General features: G+C 52.0%; 15 protein-coding genes and 1 pseudogene. 5 read left to right on the forward strand and 11 right to left on the reverse strand.

The genetic code is table 11. The annotated features are described in order from the left end of the window. Positions 1–12: 12 nt before the first annotated feature. The 3 genes from JRI95_09690 to JRI95_09700 are packed head-to-tail and all read right to left on the reverse strand — an operon-like array spanning position 13 to position 2,959. Complete coding sequence (locus JRI95_09690) at positions 13–837, reverse strand: stage 0 sporulation family protein (GenBank protein ID MBW2061819.1); 825 nt, start codon at positions 835–837, stop codon at positions 13–15. After that, a complete protein-coding gene (holB, locus tag JRI95_09695; protein MBW2061820.1) occupies positions 838–1,833 on the reverse strand; it encodes a DNA polymerase III subunit delta' in 996 nt (331 codons plus the stop codon). Between the two features lie 49 nt (positions 1,834–1,882). Beyond that, positions 1,883–2,959 carry an HD domain-containing protein gene (locus JRI95_09700; GenBank protein MBW2061821.1) on the reverse strand — a complete coding sequence of 359 codons (1,077 nt, stop codon included), beginning with the start codon at positions 2,957–2,959 and terminating at the stop codon, positions 1,883–1,885. A 305-nt stretch (positions 2,960–3,264) separates the two neighbouring features. Here JRI95_09700 and JRI95_09705 point away from each other — a divergent pair, with 305 nt between their 5' ends. Beyond that, a complete protein-coding gene (locus JRI95_09705; protein MBW2061822.1) occupies positions 3,265–7,014 on the forward strand; it encodes an SAM-dependent DNA methyltransferase in 3,750 nt (1,249 codons plus the stop codon). A 136-nt stretch (positions 7,015–7,150) separates the two neighbouring features. Here JRI95_09705 and larC read toward each other — a convergent pair whose 3' ends face one another. Together larC and lon are read right to left on the reverse strand one after the other, a co-directional pair. After that, positions 7,151–8,326 carry a nickel pincer cofactor biosynthesis protein LarC gene (gene larC, locus JRI95_09710; GenBank protein MBW2061823.1) on the reverse strand — a complete coding sequence of 392 codons (1,176 nt, stop codon included), beginning with the start codon at positions 8,324–8,326 and terminating at the stop codon, positions 7,151–7,153. A gap of 72 nt (positions 8,327–8,398) precedes the next feature. Further along, entirely contained in the window at positions 8,399–10,861 is a 2,463-nt protein-coding gene (lon, locus tag JRI95_09715) for an endopeptidase La (GenBank protein ID MBW2061824.1), read from the reverse strand. A gap of 146 nt (positions 10,862–11,007) precedes the next feature. Between lon and JRI95_09720 the strand changes: the two genes are divergently transcribed. Further along, positions 11,008–12,015, forward strand: coding sequence for a LytR C-terminal domain-containing protein (locus JRI95_09720; GenBank protein MBW2061825.1), 1,008 nt, complete (start codon positions 11,008–11,010; stop codon positions 12,013–12,015). A 257-nt stretch (positions 12,016–12,272) separates the two neighbouring features. Here the strand turns inward: JRI95_09720 and JRI95_09725 are convergent, their stop codons facing one another. From JRI95_09725 to JRI95_09750, 6 genes and pseudogenes are all read right to left on the reverse strand, one after another. Then, a complete protein-coding gene (locus JRI95_09725) occupies positions 12,273–12,866 on the reverse strand; it encodes a hypothetical protein (protein MBW2061826.1) in 594 nt (197 codons plus the stop codon). After that, the gene (locus JRI95_09730; protein MBW2061827.1) at positions 12,859–13,347 is read right to left on the reverse strand and encodes a hypothetical protein; all 489 of its coding nucleotides are present in this window, start codon (positions 13,345–13,347) and stop codon (positions 12,859–12,861) included. The genes JRI95_09725 and JRI95_09730 overlap by 8 nt, the downstream gene beginning before the upstream one ends. Further along, the gene (locus JRI95_09735) at positions 13,329–14,156 is read right to left on the reverse strand and encodes a TIGR04255 family protein (GenBank protein ID MBW2061828.1); all 828 of its coding nucleotides are present in this window, start codon (positions 14,154–14,156) and stop codon (positions 13,329–13,331) included. The genes JRI95_09730 and JRI95_09735 overlap by 19 nt, the downstream gene beginning before the upstream one ends. Positions 14,157–14,513: 357 nt before the next feature. Next, the gene (locus JRI95_09740; protein MBW2061829.1) at positions 14,514–16,985 is read right to left on the reverse strand and encodes a DNA internalization-related competence protein ComEC/Rec2; all 2,472 of its coding nucleotides are present in this window, start codon (positions 16,983–16,985) and stop codon (positions 14,514–14,516) included. Positions 16,986–17,031: 46 nt separating this feature from the next. After that, positions 17,032–17,121: pseudogene (locus tag JRI95_09745) on the reverse strand (DnaJ domain-containing protein). A gap of 133 nt (positions 17,122–17,254) precedes the next feature. Beyond that, positions 17,255–17,587 (reverse strand): hypothetical protein, encoded by a 333-nt coding sequence (locus tag JRI95_09750; GenBank protein MBW2061830.1) that lies wholly within the window; start codon positions 17,585–17,587, stop codon positions 17,255–17,257. Positions 17,588–17,988: 401 nt separating this feature from the next. On the opposite strand from JRI95_09750, the gene JRI95_09755 reads away from it, so the two are divergent. The 3 genes from JRI95_09755 (at position 17,989) to JRI95_09765 (ending at position 20,044) form a co-directional block, all read left to right on the forward strand. After that, on the forward strand, positions 17,989–18,201 hold the full coding sequence (locus JRI95_09755) for an acetyl-CoA carboxylase biotin carboxyl carrier protein subunit (GenBank protein ID MBW2061831.1): 213 nt from the start codon (positions 17,989–17,991) through the stop codon (positions 18,199–18,201). A 188-nt stretch (positions 18,202–18,389) separates the two neighbouring features. Beyond that, positions 18,390–18,896 carry a DUF4019 domain-containing protein gene (locus tag JRI95_09760; protein ID MBW2061832.1) on the forward strand — a complete coding sequence of 169 codons (507 nt, stop codon included), beginning with the start codon at positions 18,390–18,392 and terminating at the stop codon, positions 18,894–18,896. Positions 18,897–18,898: 2 nt separating this feature from the next. After that, on the forward strand, positions 18,899–20,044 hold the full coding sequence (locus JRI95_09765) for a sodium ion-translocating decarboxylase subunit beta (GenBank protein ID MBW2061833.1): 1,146 nt from the start codon (positions 18,899–18,901) through the stop codon (positions 20,042–20,044). The last annotated feature ends 82 nt before the right edge of the window (positions 20,045–20,126 follow it).

The following is a 20,126-nucleotide window of genomic DNA, read 5'->3' on the forward strand; positions in this document are numbered from 1 at the left end:
AAGCTCCGGCAATTATATTGATGAAGGTTCGTTCTCACCCGGTTTGGCAGGGATAATATCCTCAGGCCCAATCTCAATCTCACCGCCTTCCGACAGGAGGACAATCGAGGTGCGGGCCATGATATTCTGCCGGATGACCTTACCCGGCCCGGACTTGGTCATAACGCGCTTGCCTACTTTGGCCAGGCCTTTCTTCTGTTCCATGTAGGTCGGGAACTCGTAATTTAAGCAGCACATCAGCCGGCCGCACAGCCCGGAAATCTTGGCGGGGTTCAGGGAGAGGTTCTGCTCCTTGGCCATCCTGACGGAAACCGGATCGAAGGAACTCAAAAAGGTGGCGCAGCAAAGTTCGCGGCCGCAGCAGCCCACACCGCCGATCATTTTGGCCTCATGGCGCACTCCGATCTGACGCATCTCAATGCGGGTTCGGAATCTGGCCACCAGGTCCTTGACCAGTTCACGGAAATCAACACGCCCGTCGGCCGTGTAGTAAAAGATAATCTTGGAGCCATCGAACAGGACTTCGGTAGTGACCAGCTTCATTTCCATGTTCCGGGCCTTGATGCGCTCAAGGCAGAAATCAAAAGCGACCCCTTCAAGTTCTATATTTTTTTTATGCTGCGAAAGGTCTTCTTTATTGGCCATGCGGAAGACCTTCTTTAAGTCGCGGTGAATTTCCGGGTTCTGGGTCCAGGGAGGAGTCACGATTTCGCCCAGGCCGACCCCCTGCTCCGTCTTGACGATGATCCGGTCTCCCTTATGAAGAACAAAGTGGCCGGTCGCGAAGAAATAAATCGGCCCGTTCCGGCGAAAGCGGATGCCGACGACCTTGTTCATCTATACCTCCCGAGACTCATTCAGGTTTAGGAGCAAGTTTTCCATGACCAGGTCCGGCCGGGCCATCCTGTCCAGAGCCTCCTCGGCCTGATCAATCTTCTCGAGCGCGGTTAAAAAGGCCGTCGGCCCCCGGCCCGCCCTGAAGGTGTCAAGCTCATCCAGAAGATCGGAGTTTACCACATGGCGACCGCTACCCTGGCTGGCCAGAATCATCAAATCGCGGTACCAGAACCTGAGAAAATCAAAGAGCATGGTCCGCTCGTCCTCGGCCTTGGCCAGATCATCAGCCCACTTAAGGGCGGCCAAGGGGCGGCCGGGCTCAAGCTGCTCTAACTTTTCAAGCGTGTTCCGCCGCTTTTCAAAGATCGCTTCAGGCTCAAGGTCCTTCACACGGCCAAGACACCCCCCGGAAAAAGAGGCCAGCAGACGGGCTTCGGCCCCGGTCAGCCCTCGTTTACGTTCGAGCCAATCCTCAACCAGGCCGCGAGACAGAGGGGCCAGGCCGAGGCGCAAACAGCGGGAGACCACGGTGGGCAACAGGTCCCCCTCCTCCGGCGCCGTTAAAATAATCAAACTGACCGGAGGCGGTTCCTCCAGGGTCTTGAGCAGGGCGTTGGCCGAGGCCTCGTGCATCTTCTGGGCCTCCCGAATCAGAAAAACCTTGGTCCGGCCTTCAAAAGGCCGAAAAGAGACCTGGGTCCTGAGCTCCCGGATGCGAACAATCTTGATGACCTGGGTCCGACCCTCCGGCTCGATTTCAACCACATCCGGGTGAACGCCTCGCCCGATCTTATCGCAGGCCGAGCAGACTCCGCAAGCTTCCCCAGACTCCGGCCGCTCGCAGTTAACCGCCTGAGCCAGGGCCAGGGCGAAGGTGTGCTTGCCCACACCGGTCGGGCCGGTGATGAGCAGGGCGTGAGGCAGCCGCTCCCGAACCAGCATGGCTCGAATCATCTTCAAGGGCCGTTCATGCCCGATCAGTTGCTCAAAACCCATTATACCACCCGCGGCTTAAAGGAGATTAGCGGAAATTTCTCCCAGCGTCTTAAGGCTTTTCCTCTAATAAACTCATCTGGTCGGGGTCTCGCGCCGGTTCTGGTTCCGGCTCTGTTTCCCGCCCTGCCGCCGACTCCGGTGTCGTTATTTCCTCTTCTTCTGACCGCAAGGCCTTAGGGCCTGGTTTGTAGAAATATCTCTCCATGAGCCGATTATAATCCGTCCATCCATTTTCCTGAAGGTGCCGTTCGATAAAGCCGCCGATGCCGCTGAGCTTGGCGTCCAGGTCGTCCAAGGCATACAGGGCCAGGGCCTCCAGGATCTTTGGCTTTTTCGGCGAACCAAATTCATAATCCCCGTGATGGCTGATAATGAGGTGCTTGAGAAGCTGGGCCAGCTCCTCTGGAAAATCTTGACGCGCGGCCAGCTTGGCCTGAAGCATCTCGACCCCGATGACCACATGACCCAGCAGCCGGCCTTCAGTGGTGTAATCCCCGCCCGGCTCCAGGTCAAACTCCCTGACCTTTCCCAGGTCGTGGATGATGGCCCCGGTCAGGAGCAGGTCCCGGTTGAGTCTGGGATAGAGCCTCACCACGGCCTCGGCCGCCCTGGCCACGGCCAGCGTATGCTCCAGCAGACCGGCGACATAGGCCTGATGAAACCGTTTGGCCGCCGGGACCTGCTTGAAGCGCTTCATCAGCTTCTCATCGGCAAATATATCTTCCAGGAGTCCCTTGAGATGCGGATCAATAACACTTTGGGTCAGGGCCAGAAGCTCGGCAAACATCTCCTCCGGATCAAACGGCGAAGCCGCCTGAAACAGACTCAGGTCCGCGTCAGCCGTTTTAAGCCTTCCGGCCTCAATGACCTTAAGCTGAACCTGACCCTGAAAAGACTCGCCCAGCCCGCGTATCTGGGCCAGATCGCCATCATGAAAGGACTTAAAAAAAGCCTCGGCCGCCTCCCAGACCCGGGCCTCGATGCGGCCGGTGCGATCTTTCAGCTTGAGGCTGACATAGGGACGCCCGCTTTTGGTCTGGCCCAGGCGCAGGCCTTCCACCAGGAAAGGGGAAAGCACCTCCTGGCCTTCACGGATATCCTCGACAAATATTTTTTCTGCTGTCAAATTCCAACCTGCCTTCCGTTAAAAAAAGAAAACCTGCCACACATATAACCGCCTGTCAAGGGAATCACCCTGACCATACCAATATAGCAGCCTGCTGTCAAAAGGGGATTTTAAAATGGGAGGAATTTTTGACTTGTTTCCGGACCCTTTCAAAGAATCAGGGAAGCCCTTTTCTCTTTCTTTTCATGTTCAGATTTGATACATTTAACATCTTGAAAAGAATATCCTTTTGATGTTTCTTCTTTTTCTAATAGCTTATAAAGAAGCTATGTAAAGAAAATTGTTCGTTCTTCACTTCGATAACTATGTCAAGCTCAATCACTGAATGGGAATTTACGGCAGATGTAGCAAGTTGGATCAACGAAATCCTTGCTAAAGATCACAGTTTACCCTTTTCACGGGCCAAGGTCGAACAAAAAGGGACAGGCTCGCAAAAGCGTCGTGATCTGACCCTTCTTGACAAGAATAAGGCCGTTGCTCTCGCCGGAGAAGTCAAACTTCCCTATCGCCCCAATGGCGGAAGCCCATACAACCATGAACTAATCCAAGATGCGCGTAAAAAGGCTGCGCGCTCTCATGCAAGGTTCTTTTTTACCTGGAACGTGAATGAGTTTGTCCTGTGGGAGACTTTTCCGGCAAAGACCGCGTGGAAAGACCGCAAGTATAAGTCATGGCTCATAACCGAGGTCCTGAAACCAGAGCACCTTGAACTCCCCATGACAGAGCATGCCATTCAAAAGTGGCTGCCTGATTTTTTAAAGGACTTTACCAAAATCTTATACGGCACAGTGCCTTTCGCTCTTCAAACTCCGGATGAGAAATTTATAGAGGCGCTGGAGTCATCGCTCAGGTTGCCAATTCTTTTCACATTTGAAGAATTGGCGGAAAAATATAACAAACCAAAATTTAAATCAGAACTCGATAAATGGATGCGTGAGGACCAAGGCTGGATCATCCTTGGCGATCCAGAAGGTATTCGCGACAACCTTGAACGGGCCTCTAAATTTTCCTGTTACGCCCTGGTAAACAAGCTGGTTTTTCATGAGGCGCTTCTTAGACGTTATGGAGCCAAGATTAGAAAACTCGCCATACCCGCGCATATTGACAGGGCGGAAGACTTACGATTGCATCTCGAAATGTACTTTGAGGAAGCCAAGGAAATTACAGGCGATTATGAAACGGTCTTCGGAGAAGACCACACGCTAATTGGAAACCGTATCCCTTTTTACTCTGATAACGCTGTCCCTCACTGGCGGGAATTGATCAACCAGATTCATGAGTTCGACTTTAGTAAGCTTGATTATGAAATCATCGGCAATATTTTTGAGCGATTGATTTCTCCTGAAGAACGACACAAGTACGGTCAATTTTACACCCGTGTGGAAGTCGTTGACCTTATCAATAGCTTTTGCATCCATCGCGGTGAGGAGAAAGTCATGGACCCAGCTTGTGGCGGCGGTACATTTCTTGTGCGAGCCTATGCGCGAAAGCGGGAGCTTTCCCCAACCCGAAAACACGGCCAACTTCTTATGGACCTATTTGGCATTGATATATCCCATTTTGCGACGCACCTGACTACAATTAACTTAGCCACACGCGACCTGATTGATGAGGAAAACTACCCTCAAATCGCCCGTAATGACTTTTTCAATGTATCCCCCAAAAACCCTTTTCTTATTTTGCCAAAACATATCGGTGGCAGTATTCAAACACACGGTATGGGGGCCATCCAGCACCGAAAAGTAGAAATCCCGCTTCTGGATGCTGTAATTGGGAATCCTCCGTACCTTCGGCAGGAAGATATTCCAAAGGCCAAAAAGAAAAAAGGAGACGGGGGACCAGAACCTGGCACTAAAGAATATTATCAAGGGCTTGTTAAAAAAGAGAGTCACGCAGATTTTTCTTTGCGAAGCGACATTCACTGCTATTTCTGGCCCCATGCCTCAAGTTTCCTTAAGGAAGACGGTTATCTGTGCCTCCTAACCTCCAGCCAGTGGCTAGATGTGGAATACGGCTTCCGTTTGCAGAAATGGATTCTCCAGGATTTTGAGATTAAGGCGATCTTTGAAAGTATCGAAGAGCCATGGTTTGTTGGGGCCCGCGTTGCCACAACGGTTACTATCTTACGCCGCCAGCATGACGAAAAAAAACGTATGAACAACATCATCCGCTTTGTTCAGCTTCGCCGTCCAATTGGCGAAATCCTTGCCCATGATGGAACCACGGCCGGAGCGGTTCAAGCTGCCAATAGCTTTCGGGATGAAATCCTTTCCCTAAAAAAGAACACCGTCAATGAGCGATACCGCGCTCGCCTGGTCCGGCAGGGTGATTTGTGGAATGAGGGTGTCCGGCTAGGCGTAATCATGGGAAAATCTAAAGACCATGGAAACGATGATCCAGAAAGTCAGATAGGGGATTACTACGGCGGCAAATGGGGCATGTACCTTAGAGCGCCTGACCTGTGGTTTCAGATCATTGATAACTATGGTACGCGCTTTATGCCATTAGGGGAGCTAGCCGAAGTACGATTTGGAGTGAAAAGCGGAAAAGACGTTTTCTTCTTTCCTAAAGATTGGAGTGCAGAATGCCTGTCAAGATATGAAGATTCGTTTGAGTTCGAAGACACTTTTGGAGTGCCGCGAAAAAAGGTTGAATCAGGCAAGGTTAAACTCGTCTTTTGCGGGGAAGATTACAGCGAAATCAGACCTATCGAAGCGAAATATCTTGAACCGGAAGTGCACAGCCTCATGGAAATAGACGGCTTTACCGTTACACCTGAAAATTGCGCCCGTCAAATTCTCCTTGTAAGCAAGAAACGTTCACAGCTTAAAGGAACGTATGTCCTCGATTACATAAAGTGGGGTGAAGAAAAAGGTTACCACAAAGGATCAACGTGCGCTGCACGCGTTACTGCTGAAAGAGAATGGTATGATCTAACGGGCCATAAACGAGGTAGCCTGTTTTGGCCTATGGCACAACAATACAGACATATTGCCCCAGTAAATGATCAGAATCTTATTTGCAAGGCACAGCAATATAAGCACATCACTCCAATCAATGATTATAACCTCCAATGTAATTGCAATTTATATGATCTTCATTTGTCTGCTAAAGTAGAAGCATCGGTTATTGCAGGGATTCTTAATTCGTCTATCGTTGTCTTATCGAAATTCCAGTACGGTAGACCGGTTGGCGTTGAGGGTAGTCTAAAAACCGAAGTAGTTGACATGAACATTATGCAAATTCCCGACCCTACGAAAGCCACAGAAAAATCACGAAACAGAGTAGCCAATGCATTTACCAAGCTCAAGCAGCGCAAAGCCCTGTATTTCCTCTCCGAGCGTCGTCTCCGGCAAATGTCCTATACCCAGGCGGGGAAAATAGATGAACTCGGAAAGCTCTCTAACGAGTCCGAACTGGATATGCCCGACCGTCGGGAATTGGATGACGCGGTTCTTCAAATGTTGGGGGTACGGTCCAAGAAACGCCGCCAGGAGCTAATAGACGAGCTTTACGATTACCTTCGCGAGTTCTTCGAGCGAACCCGCCAGAAGGAAGAAAAGGCCATAGCCAATAAGAAGAAAGCCAAGCGGCGGGGTCCAGCCCGGCCAGGTGAAATTGCGGCCCAAATCTATCAGGAAATTAAGGAAACAGAAAACCACTTACTCCAACAGTACGATCCTGACTTCATTAACAAATCTAAATCTTTCGATACTTTTGATCTTCCGCTCGAAGGCTCGCCAAGGCCTTATCGCGACCTTTTCGCCGAGCATGGTGTTGCTTTTATGAAAGGCGAGAAGCGTCTTGCTCTAGTTGAAACAAAGCTTCCAGCGCAGGACTCACTTGTAATCTTAGTTGCAAATTCTGGCGTGCGCGGCCTGGTTCGTATTCCGCATGAAGAAGATGAATGCAAACGCATTTTCAATAAGTTTGAGAATTTTATAAAGAAGCGTGAAAACTTTATCTGGGAAATGATCGAACACCGCACTGCGGATGAGGACATGCAGGAGAAGATATATGGATCCCTGATGTCGTTATTGAGCAAGCGGTGGTGAGAAATGTATTCGATTGAGGAGTTATAGTAATTATATGAAAATATGTTCCTTTTGGCTTCCTGGCTTCAGAACCTGTTTCGGAACATTTTTTTGGCAATTGCTCTATTTTAAACAAAGGGTTCCCCCGGATGCGCCTTCACTTTTCCTGGGGCTTGATGCCTAGCGCCTTGACGCGGTCATAGACCTCCTTCAGCGGGAGGCCGGTTTCCCGGGCGATGCGCTGGCAGGCCTCGTATTCAGGGATCAGCTCGATCCGGTCTCCCCTGGTGACAGACTTGACCGCCACCTCGCCCCAGGGCGTGGTCAGGGTCTGGATTTCGCGGGCCAGGGCCGGACGCTCCACCGGAAAGGTCCTGACGCCGAGGGTGGAGGATTCGGTTAGGACGATCCCAAGGAGGTTCTGAATGTCCCCCGGTCTTGCCAGCAGGGAGAGCTTGACGCCGGGCCGGCCTTTTTTCATCTGGATCGAGGTCAGCCAGACGTCCAGCGCCCCGGCCTCGAAAAGGCGGTCCATGATATAAGGCAGGATCTCAGGGTTCATATCGTCCAGGTTGGTTTCACCCACGATGAGCCTCTCCCGGGGGATATCCTCCGCAGCCTCTCCCAGAACGAGGCGCATGAGGTTAGGCCGGTCTGGCAGGTCTCGCGCGCCAGCCCCGTACCCGGTCCTGGTGATGGTCATGGCTGGCATGGGGCCGAATTCAGCCACACGGCTGACCAGGATCGCCGCGCCGGTCGGCGTGACCAGTTCGGCTTCAATCCCGGTTCCGTAAGCCGGAACGCCTTCGAGGAGGGCCAGGGTCGCCGGAGCGGGCAGAGGCAGGCGGCCGTGGGCGGTTTGAACCCAGCCGGAACCCAGGGGGAGGGTGGAGGCGTAAAGACGGGAAATATCATGGTATTCCAGGCCTATACACGCGCCGACCACGTCCACGATCGAGTCCACCGACCCGACTTCATGGAAGTTGACTTCAGCGGGTTCGATACCATGAATCCGGCCCTCGACCCGGGCTAAGCGCTCGAAGACGGCCAGGGCGCTGGATTTGACCCGGTCCGAAAGGCCGCTTTCTGAAACAAGGGCCTTAATTTCCTTATACGGACGGTGATGGCGCTTGGCTTCAAGGCGGACCTGAAAGCGGTGCGCGGACAGGCCCTGCTTCAGTTCGGTCCAGGCTTCAAGCTGGTAGTCGCTCAGGGCGATCTTGGCCAGTTCCTGTTTCAGTGTATTAAGAGGCAGTCCCAGGTCCAGGCAGGCCGCTAAGAACATGTCTCCACTGACTCCGGCCAGACAGTCGGCAAAGGCGATGGTGGTCATGAAATGCCTCCTTGAGTCCGCCGGCAAAGGCGATGGTGGTCATGAAATGCCTCCTTGAGTCCGCAGATAAAATCAGGCTGTGGCCGCCGGCTTCTGGGTTTTGCCTTTGGAGGCTGTGGGCCCGGGTTTCTTCTGCGCCTGTGGCGGAAAGATCATATCCAGGAACTGGTCCAGGTCCCTGACCAGATGAAACTTAAGTTTGCGTTTGATCTTTAGCGGCAGTTCAGCCAGGTCTTTCCGGTTCTGCTCGGGAATGATGACCTCATGGATATTTTCGGCCCGAAGGGCTGCCAGGGATTTTTCCTTCAGTCCTCCGATGGGCAGGATTTCCTTCAGTCCTCCGATGGGCAGGATTTTGCCTCGCAGGGTGATCTCACCAGTAATGGCGATATCCCGAGGCACCGGGCGTTTGGTCAGGGCGGAAATCAGGGCGGCGGTCATGGTCACCCCGGCTGAGGGTCCGTCTTTGGGAATGGCCCCGGCTGGCACGTGAATGTGAATATCCAGGTTCTCATAAAAATCCGGGTCCAGCCCGAGCTTCTTGGCCCGGGAGCGTGCCAGGCTCAACGCGGCCTGGGCGCTCTCCTTCATCACCTCCCCAAGCTGGCCGGTCAAGGTCAGGTTTCCCTTGCCCGGCATGGTCGTAACCTCGATGTAAAGCAGCTCTCCACCGGCCTGAGTCCAGGCCATTCCGGTGGCCACGCCGATCTCCCCTTTTTCCTGGCCCGGCTCGGGCAGGAATTCAGGCACCCCCAGGTATTGATGCAGGTTGCCGCTGCTGATCTTGAAAGGCCCTTTCTCGCCTTCAGCGATGCGGCGAGCGACTTTGCGGCAGATGGCCCCCAGCTTCCGTTCCAGGTTGCGCAGCCCGGCTTCCTCGGTATACTGAGCGATAATCTTCAGGACGGCGCCGTCTGAAATGATGAGGTGGCTTCTGTTCAAACCGTTTGCCTGTATCTGCCGAGGCAGGAGGTGGTTCCGGGCGATGGCCAGCTTTTCATCCTCGGTATACCCGGCCAGATGGATGGTCTCCATGCGATCTTCAAGCGCTGGAGGAATCGGGTCAATCACGTTGGCCGTGGTGATGAACATGACCCTGGAGAGGTCGAAAGAAATATTGAGATAATGATCTGAAAAGGAGTGGTTCTGTTCAGGGTCCAGGACCTCCAGGAGGGCAGCCGCCGGATCGCCGCGGAAGTCACTCCCGATCTTGTCCACCTCATCCAGCATGAAGACAGGGTTGTTGGTGCCCGCGTTTTTCAAACCCTGGATGATTCGTCCGGGCATGGCCCCGATGTAAGTGCGGCGATGACCGCGAATCTCGGCCTCATCCCGCATCCCGCCCAGAGAGATGCGGGTGAATTTGCGGCCCAGGGCCCGGGCAATGGACTGGCCCAGGGAGGTCTTCCCCACCCCCGGAGGCCCGATAAAGCAGAGGATCGGCCCCTTCATCTTCTTATTGAGCTTGCGAACCGCCAGAAATTCCAGGATGCGCTCCTTGACTTTCTCCAGGCCATAGTGATCTTCATCAAGGACCTGTTTGGCCTTCCTGATGTCCAGCTTGTCCCGCGTGCCTTTGGACCATGGCACCTCAACCAGCCAGTCCAGATAGGTCCGCACCATAGAGGCTTCCGCCGCGTCACGGTGCATCTGCTCCAGCCGGTTCACCTGTTTGAGCGCCTCCTTGCTGGCTTCCTCAGGCATCCTGGCCCTGGCTATTTTCTCCCGAAAGTCGCCGGTCTCTTCAGTCCGGTCTTCCGAGTCTCCCAGTTCGTGCTTAATGGCCCGCATCTGCTCCCGGAGGTAGTACTCCCGCTGCGAGCGGCTCATTTCCTCCTGGGCCTCGGACTGAATCTTGGCCTGCATGGTGGAGACCTTGAGTTCCTTGCTCAGGTATTCGTTAATCCGGTTCAGTCGTTCAATCGGGTCGAGAATCTCGAGAATCTCCTGCGCCGCCTCGACCTTGAGCCTGAGATTGGAGGCGATCAGGTCTGCCAGTCGGCCCGGGGACTCGACGTCATCGAGAATCGCCTCGACCTCGGGCGACAGGAGGCCTTTGAGGGAGAGGATTTGCTCGCTTTGCTCCCGAACATTGCGCATCAAGGCTTCGACCTCGAGGGTCATCCTGGGGTCTTCCACGTCCGGGAAGCGCTGGATGCGAACCAGGGAGACAGGTTCATGTTGAATATATTCCGTAATCCGGGCCCTGGCCAGGCCCTGGATGAGGACTTTCAGGCGACTGTCTGGCAGCTTGAGCACCCGCATGACTATGGCCACGGTCCCGACGTCATAGATGTCCTCCGGCGCAGGGTCCTCGAGGGTCTGGTCTTTCTGGGTGGCCAGCATGAGGAGGCGGTCTCTGGACATGGCCTCTTCGACAGCCTTGATGGAGGCTTCCCTTCCCACAAAGAGAGGCAGGATCATTTGAGAAAAAATGACTACATCCCTGGCAGCCAGCAGAGGGAGTTCGTCCGGGATTTTCATCTCCTCGATGCCGTCAATGTGGCTATTTACTTCGAATGTTTCTTGGGTCATGAGTTTAAATGCTCGTTTTTTATTTAAGGCAAGAAGCAAAAAGAGTCAAGCCTCCTACTTAACCCGACTTCTCTTTATCCTTGCTATATCAGGATATTCATGATACAACAATCTAAAATTATATTCAATTTCCCGAGGGCCTTTTCATGACGCATCAGGACGATCCAGAAGGCCAAAGACCGGCAAGCCGTCTATTTTCTGGAATCGGTCTCAACCTTTTTTTGATTGTCCTTCTGTCAGCGGTGACCCTATCTTTTATTGCCTTAGGGCTGCTGCGGTCAAAGCCGAGCCCGGACCTTCCTCAGGCGCCGGTTCAGAATAAGGTTTCCAAGCCGGTCATCCTGCTGCCCGGTCAGTTTGAGGTCAAGACGGCCAAGGCCGAACCTGTCTTCACGACCACTTCTCAGCCGGTTCAACACCCTGCCTCAGCAGAATCGGTGGAAGCAGAGGCTCAAAGGGCGGCCCTGCCTTCTGCTTCGGCTCCAGGTCAAATGACCACTTCCACCACTTCCACCACTACCACCACCGAGCCTACCATTATCCTGGCGCCCGGTGAAGCGGTCAAGGTTGCTGCTAAAAAGTTCGAGCTTCCTCCACCAAAGTGGCAGACGCTGGATAAAAACTGGGACAAGGTGAAACCCGTCAAGCCGCCTCAACTGGACAAATCAAATCTGGCAGGCGCTGGATGGAAGCAGCTTGAGCTGGGACAGGCGGAAAAGGTGCAGATTGGTCCCGCGGGTAAAACGCCTTCCGTGGCTACCGTGCGAACCAGGACTCTCAAGAAGCCTCAGCCGCCCAAGAAAACTCCGGCCAAAACATCGCCTCAAAAGAAACCCAGCCCGCCAAAAATCAGCAAACCCAAGCCCGTCAAGGTTGCATCCAAGGTTAAAAAGAGGACCGGTCTGAATCTGGCGATCATCAACGAGAGCGGTAAAAGTGGCATGGGCCAGGTCTTTCGGGACGTCCTCGAAGCCATGGGCTACCCGGTGACGTTGGTCAAGGATAAACCCCAAAAGGCCGGTGTCACGATCATCTATTACAAGCCCACCGCAGAAGCCCGGGCGCGCCGTCTGGGCGACCGCATCCCGGAACTTAAAAAACTGGCCCCCATAACCTGGTCCTCCCAGTTCGATATCGTGGTCATAATCAGGTGAGATTTAAAATCCTTCCCCCCTATTTCTCATCGGCACGTCTTCACCTTGAGCGTCTTTCCATCGGTAACAAAGATCACCGCGCCCTGCCGGTCAGTGCGAAAGACCCTGGCCCCGACCTCTCTGACGCGGGCTAGGGCTTCAGACGCAGGCTGGCTGAAGTGGAGGGATTTCAGGTCAACCTTCAGCCGATTGTTGTTATTTTGATTTTCTTAAGAAAATTTTGTGGGCCTTAAAGACAGATAACTCACAATATTTTATTATGAAATAGTAAATTTTTCTTTACTGATTTCAATTGGAAGACCTACACGCATAAAAAAACGTGCAAAGGCCTGTGATAAATGTTCTCTATAAGGTGGAAGCAAACGAAACCTATATTCATCTCGCTGTTTGAGCAAAGATTCAAGGAAAATGCGAGGGATAGTAAAAATGTCATGGAAATCAACTACGCGAATATCAAGTTTATAATCTTTATTCTCAAAACTGTTCAGCATGGCTAGATTCCATATAAAACCATCGCAAATGTCACTACAGTGACTTCGCCATGCTTTTGGGGAAGGATTGTTATTCCTGTTTTTCATTTCAGTTTCCCATGCCGATTTATATTCTTTTAACGAAAAATGAGGGCAAAGAATTACATTAGCAACTTTGGAATGTTCTAAATCACATGCCTGAGTCAGAACCACAACATCGGCACTTATGACATCCGATGCTGAATCAAGAACTTCTGTATACTCTTTACCCTGTAAATCAATAGTATCAGACTGCCAACCAATCACGGGACAACTAAATATTAAATCTCCCTGGGTAATAGGGACATCTGCATTAACTAATTCATACCATCCTTCAGTCATTATTTATTTCAAGGCTACGTCTATCGATAGTTATTTTTGGTTTCCAGCGAGGCAGATCAGCCGTTTTTATTTTAATTCTTTTTGAGAACAAGATTTTTCTTTTATAAGGAGGGTTAAAAATACCTCGGAAGGTAATAGGCTCTTCTTTTTCATGTTGCTGAAGCTCAGTTTCACAGTCCATCGTTGCTATACTATTACGTTGAAAAAAAGTGTCTTCTTCGGGTGCGTCATAGAACCTGCTGTAAAGTTGTTGATACCCTTGTGTAATAATCCAAAAGCTCTTTTCTATAACGTATAAGCTTTGTTCTCTTAGGGAAGCATCCGTAGGTATAGCTCGGCAATGGATGGAACTGGATGTTGGTTCTTCAGGCTTAGTTTCCTCGCCTACAGTGTAGGTCTTTTCAGGATCTTTCTCGACTCCTGGTGAATACCCCAATGTTTGACTTTTATCTTCATATTCCTCTATTCTTTCAAGCCCCATATTGTTTTTTGTACCTCCTTAGCAGTTAAATCTGCAAAGCCATAAACTATCCATTCGTGGGCGAGGTCGAACCATTCCCACATTCCTTCAGTAGATTTATCATTTCCGATTCCTCGAACAGTTGAGTTTAATACTAATATTGGACGGTTCGTCTCGCTTTCTCTGATTTTCTGGATAGTAACGTGAAAACGACCAGCCTGATTAGGCAAAATAAAACTTGTTCGCCAATTAATCGCCTCCGGTTCATTCAAGAATCGCCCTCGTTTTCTTCTGAATACGAAATCCGGGAATAGCTTTCCAATGTCCTTAATTGAGTCCCAGCCATCTCCTTGTGGAATATGATTTATGTAAGTCATCTCGTATTGCAAGGGAGAAATTTCGCCGAGGTTATTTTCTTGTAAAAATGATTTAAACTGCGATAACTGCTTGCGGAACATTTCGATAACGTAATAATATCGTGGATATTCATCACTAGGCCGTATTTTCCGCCAGTTGTATAAAAACCGATTACGTTGTACCTGAATTAGTCCATTTTCATTTTCATGTACGAACCAAATTCTTGGAAGAGGTGGTGTTTCAGAAATTTCAAATTTTAGTTTTCGACTACTGGGTTCACGTTCAAACGTCTCAATCGTTGGGGTTAAAGGAGGGGCTTCCCTACATTCAGGATATTCGGGTCTAAATTTTTCCCAAAGAAGACCAATATGGGGGGCAAGAAAATTATGAATGGATTCGAAGAGGATGCCGCATACCACCTCAACGACAGGCGGATTCTCATAATTGATCAGGCTTTTTTGTGTTGTTCCCATGCGATTCACCACAATATTTGAAAAATCTAATTACCCATTATTATCAATATGCGCCACTTTATTTAAGGAGTAAAACATTTAGGTGATGAATCTCGGGCCAATATAGTGAATTTAGAATCAAGAGTTATATAAAAGATTATAATTTAAATTCAATTAAAGTCAATTCTTAAAAAATGTCAAGTGTTTTCTTGAGTCATGTGTCTCTTAATCCATGTTCCGATTTTAGATTCTCTCACCCACTATTTTACAAAACCGATGTTATAAAAAGTAAACTTAACATGTCAAGTGGTTTAGGCTACTATCCCCTTCAGGTACTATTTTATCATATAATCTCAAAATATAACCAGCGCTTACCTCTCATTTCCACGTCTTCACCTTGAGTGTCTTTCCATCGGTAACAAAGATCACCGCGCCCTGCCGATCAGTGCGAAAGACCCTGGCCCCGATTTTTCTGACGCGCGCTAAGGCCTCCGGCGCAGGCTGGCTGAAGCGGTTATACCGGCCAACTGAAAAAACGACATGCCTGGGCTTAACCGCCTTGAGGAAAGCCGGAGTCAAGGAGGTCTGCCCGCCGTGATGGCAGGCCAGGAGCACATCGGCTCGAAGCTTATCCCCCTGCCGGGATAAGATTTCGGCCTCGCCCTCCATTTCCAGGTCCCCGGGGAAGAGGAAGGCTATCTGACCGAACTGGATTCTGATGGTCAGGGAGTTGTTGTTGAGGTGTGGCTGGCGCTTTCCCATGGCTTGAAGCTTTAAGAAGTCCGGGGGCGGGTGAAGGGCCTGCACCCTGGCCGCTCCGAAATGCCGGGGCCGGTAAAGGTCTGCCAGGGTCGGCTGTTTCAGACCCCGGCTGTTTATGACATTGATCAGCTCCTGGTAAAGGTCTGAGGCGCCTGGCTCATGATTAGACCAGAACTTTGTTGGCTTAAAGTTTTGAGCCAAATAGGTAAGACCCCAAAAGTGATCCGCTTGGGCGTGGCTGAGGACCAGGATATTCAAGCGAGTCACACCCTGGTGAAGCAGGTACGGGGCAATGATGTTTTCTCCAGGGTCAAAACTAGAACCGGGGAAGCCGCCGCCGTCAATCATCATCTCGGTCCCGTCAGGGAATGAAACATGAGCCGCGTTGCCTTGACCGACGTCGAGCATGGTAACCGTGAGCTGAGGGTTGATGGAACGGGAGATATCGGGCCAGAGCAGGATGGGGATACAGGCGGCCATGATTAGAATGGAAACCAGGGCCGCTTTTTTTATGGGTCGGATCAAAAAGAGGCTTATCAGGAGAAGATAATAGCCAATGATAAAGACCGGACCAGGGCTGGGCACTGTCAGGTTGACCCAGGGCCAGGAGGCCGCGCCCTCGATGGTGGCCAGAAGAATCCAGAGCATCCGTTCGATCCCCAGAAAGATGATTTTCGCGGCCCAGGGGAATATCGGCGCCAGCACCAGGCCAAAGAGTCCCGGCGGGATGATGATCAGGACGATCAAGGGGGTGAGGATCAGGTTAGCTGGTAAGGTCAGGAGCGGCAGCTGGTTGAAATGGTGGGCCACAATGGGGGCCGTGCCTAGAAAGGCTGCTATGGTAATGCTCGCCATGGCCCGCACCCGGCCCAATAAAGGCCTTCGGACCGCGTCTCCGGCCGTGGGGTCCACACGGGCCTGGGAGAAATCCGTGAGGCGTGGAGCTATGATTATAATGGCGCCGACCGCGGCAAAGGAGAGCTGAAAGGAGACGCTGAAAACAGCCCCGGGCTGGAAGATGAGGATGGCCCAGGCCGCCGCGGCCAGGGCGGTCAGGAGGTCTCTCCTTTTACTAAGAAGAAAAGCCAGGCAAAAGACACCAACCATGATGGCGGCTCGTACGGTGGAGGGCCTTCCCCCGGCCAGGCCGGTATAGAGGATGACCGGCCCCAGGGACAGGAGAATGGAAAGACCCAACAGGTTCAAGCGAAGCGCCAGGCCGGGCCAGAGCAAGAGCAGCTTCAGAAAGAGCCAGTAGGATGCAGCCGCAATCAGGCCAATATGCAGACCGGAGATGGCCAGAAGGTGGGCCAGCCCCAGGCGTCTGAAGGCCTCCTTCACCTCCGGCTCGATATCGTCCCGAATTCCCAGCAGCATAGTCTTGACCAGTCCGCGGGCCGGCTGGGCCATCGCCTGATCAAGGAAGCGCGCCGAGTTATTTCGAAATCTGTCGAGAAGAAGGATCGGAGAAGGAATGCAATCCGGGGCTTTTATAACAATCAGCAGGCGAGGGTCCTTTAAAAATCCCTGGACCCAGATGCCCCGAGCGGCCCAAAAGGCCTGGTAGTCAAACCCGCCCGGGTTGGAGAAACCGCTGATCTTTCTCAGGACTGCCGGGAAACGAACCCAATCTCCTCGTTTGACGATCAGATGCTCGCTCGAAACGGTCAGATAGATCCGGCCGCTTACCGGGGCCGAGTGACCGCCCGGAACCAGGACTTCCCGGGCCGATATCACGAGGCGCGTCCGGCTATAAGTCCGCCTCGGCGCCTCGGCCACCCAGCCGCCAAAGACCAGCCCCGGTTGGTCCTGGTACTGATAGACATGGCCTGCATCTTCGGGAGGGGTAAAGACGGTCGCTGCGGCCGCCAGGCTAATCAGGACAAAGGCCATGGCCGCAACAGCCAGGGGAAAGCGGTAGCGCTTCAGGACCCAGAGGATAAAAAATAACGTCGCCAGAGCGGCGAGGGGCCAGAGCCAAAAGGGCAGCGGAACCAGCCTGGGGCCCCATGAAAGACCGGCCAGAAAAAATAGCAGTAGGAATAGAAGAGGACGGAGCAGGAGGGGGCGGAGCCAGCCTTTAATCATCCGGGTTCCGGCCCCTGCGGCCTCGCCCTTTGACCTCCAATTCAAGCCGGGCCAGCTTGCGGTAGGCCTTTTTTATCTCCTCCTGAGAAGCATCCTTGGACACCCCCAGGGCCTCATATGGATCAGGATTACTCATCAGCTGTCTGACCTCACGAAAAAAATAGTAAGATCAGGTCATTTCAATGTCAAGGTAAGATCTGAAGAGTCAGATATCACCGCCGCAGCGAAATATCACGGTCAAGGGTCTTTTCGGGAGCGCCTTACAACTTTTAAAAGACCATGGGGGCATATCCATCCTTGATGAAGTCAGATATTACCGGGCCAACATAGACTACCTCCAATCCAAGCTCCTCTATCTTTTCAGAGGTTCCGTCCTGGTCGGAAATATACTTGCAGACCGATGGCTTTTCTTTGGCCTTGATCTCTTGGGCCGCCCGGCTGACACGCTCATCCTCCACCAGAAGTTTTTGTGATGGCCCGAAAAAGATGACCTTGACGTCATCCAGCCAGCCGAAACGTATCGCGTTGAAGGCATACATCAACCCGGTCAATGCCTTCTCGGCTTCGCCTGTAGATATGATCATCAATACCTTGGAACTCATGGCCCTCCTCCTTTTTTCTCGATATTCGTGAAAGCATAATTTATATTCTTTTCTGTTTCCTGTCCACCAAAGTCAGCGAAAATTACTGAAAAGCGCGGGGGATCGTTTTTCAAAACAAGGGACGCGTCCCTCGATATATTCACACCTTTGAGACCCCTCGATCCAGGCGGCGTTCCCCACGAGCTGCATCACCGGGTATTTCAAGAGGTTCTTTCTAAAAATTAAGAAATCAAATCACTCATTTATGGAAGGTGCAAACGATTTATGCTTGACAAAACGGAAAGATATAGATAACAAGCTACAGGGTTCTCTAACCAGCCTCGGCCTCATGGTGAGCGCTGCATGGCTTGAATATGGAGAATAACCTGAGAGCCTGATTACACCATTGAGGAGGCGAGTAAATGACGGAGATAACTTCACCGATGAGCGGAAAGATACTGGAGATTAAAGTTCAGGTTGGCGATCAGGTAGCGGAAGACGATGAGGTGGTCACGCTCGAAGCGATGAAAATGGAAATCCCGGTTGTTTCTACGGATAACGGCACCGTTAAGGAGATCATGGTCCAGGTTGGCGACTCGGTTGAGGCCGATGCAGTCCTCATGACCTTGGAGTAACCCCTGGCCGGTAAAACCCCAGTATTAATGTTTACTTAATCATTTTTTAGTGGCCGCCTGAAACAATCTTACTTAAAGAGACTTTCGGGCGACTGCTTTTTTTTATAACTTGTGTGCTTGATATGACCCCAAGAATTATATTCATCTTTCTGATCTGGCTTTTTTTATCGGCTTTTTCAGGATCGGTTATGGCTGAGGAGCCTTCTTTACCAGAAGCGGCCGATGAACTCTGCCAGTCATTTCTGGAGTTAATGGATCAGCATCAATATACCCAGGCATATGAGCTTATTGCCCCGCAATTCAGGCAGACCGAAACCCAGCCTCAGTGGCGCGACCGGGTTTCTTCTGAAAGAGAATCTGTAGGGGAGTTCAAATCGCGCCGGTTAGCCAAAGTGGAGAAGGCGGACGCCTTTGCCAATCTGCCAGAAGGGGATTACCTTCTGGCGGTTTACGAGACGACCTTCACCGGCCAGGCTGAAACCAGAGAGACTGTCGTCCTGACCTCGGCTGAGGACGGTTACAAACTGGCCGCGTATGAATTCAGCCGAAACGTGTGGCCCGAGGCGCTGAGAATCATTGGCAACGGACTATTCGTGGTCTTTTTTATTATGATCCTTCTGGCCGCCGTCACCTGGGCCATGGGCAAGTTCATACAGAAAATCGAAAACTCGAAAAAGGAAGAAAATGGTAGTTAGCCATGTTTGGAATCACGACCGGTTTCTCCTCCCTGCTTGAGAACCCGGGCCAGATCGTTATGATTCTGGTCGGTCTGGGATTCATCTACCTCGCCATAAAAAAGGAGTGGGAGCCTTATGAACTGCTGCCCATCGGCGCGGGGATGCTCCTGGCCAATTTACCTTTGACCGGTCTGACCACCCAGCCTGAGCCGGGCCTGGCACCGGGCATGGCCGGCGTGCTGGGCATCATCCTCAAGTACGGCCTCTACACCTGGACGCTCCTGCCTCAGTTCATTTTCTTCGGGATCGGGGCTTTAACCGACTTCGGGCCGCTGATCGCCAACCCCAGGGCCTTTCTCCTGGGGGCGGCCGCTCAGATCGGCATTTACACCGCCTTTGCCGGGGCCATCTTTTTGGGGTTCACCCTCCGGGAATCTTGCTCCATCGGCATTATCGGCGGTGCGGACGGCCCGACTACCATCTACACCACCGGGCTGCTGGCCCCGGCAATCATGGGCATTACCGCCACGGCGGCCTATTCCTACATGGCCATGGTAGCCATCATTCAGCCGCCCATCATCAGGGCCTTAACCACCAAAAAAGAGAGACAAACCCTGATGAAGCCCTTGACGCGGCAAGTCTCTAAAACAGAAAAAATCCTCTTCCCTATTTACTCCTCCATCATCATCATCCTGCTCATTCCTAAAAGCGCTCCCCTGGTCGGCATGCTCCTGCTGGGCAACCTCTTCCGGGAAAGCGGAGTGGTCGAGCGCCTCTCTCAGACCGCTCAAAACGAGATGGTCAATATCATCACCATCCTGCTCATGCTGGGTATTGGAGCCTCCATGCCAGCGGATAAGGTTCTCCAGACCCGGACATTGATGGTGCTTGCCCTAGGGTTGCTCGCCTTTTGCATTGGCACGGCCGGCGGGGTTCTGCTCGGTAAGGTCATGAGCTGGATTTCAAAGGAGCCTTTCAATCCCATGCTCGGCGCGGCTGGGGTTTCAGCGGTGCCCATGAGCTCCCGGATCGTCCAGCATATGGGCCAGCAGGAAAACAAGCGGAACTACCTGCTCATGCATGCCATGGGAGCGAACGTAGCCGGTGTTATCGGGTCTGCCGTAGCAGGCGGTTTTTTCTTATCCTATTTTCATCAGTTGTTTTAAAGGTCTTATTTTCCCTTACAAAACTTGCAACGGGTCTGCGGCTGCGAAAGCAGCGGTGGCCTTGCCAGTGTTTTCCTTTCCC

This window comes from Deltaproteobacteria bacterium, assembly GCA_019308995.1.
GTDB lineage: Bacteria > Desulfobacterota > Desulfarculia > Adiutricales > JAFDHD01 > JAFDHD01.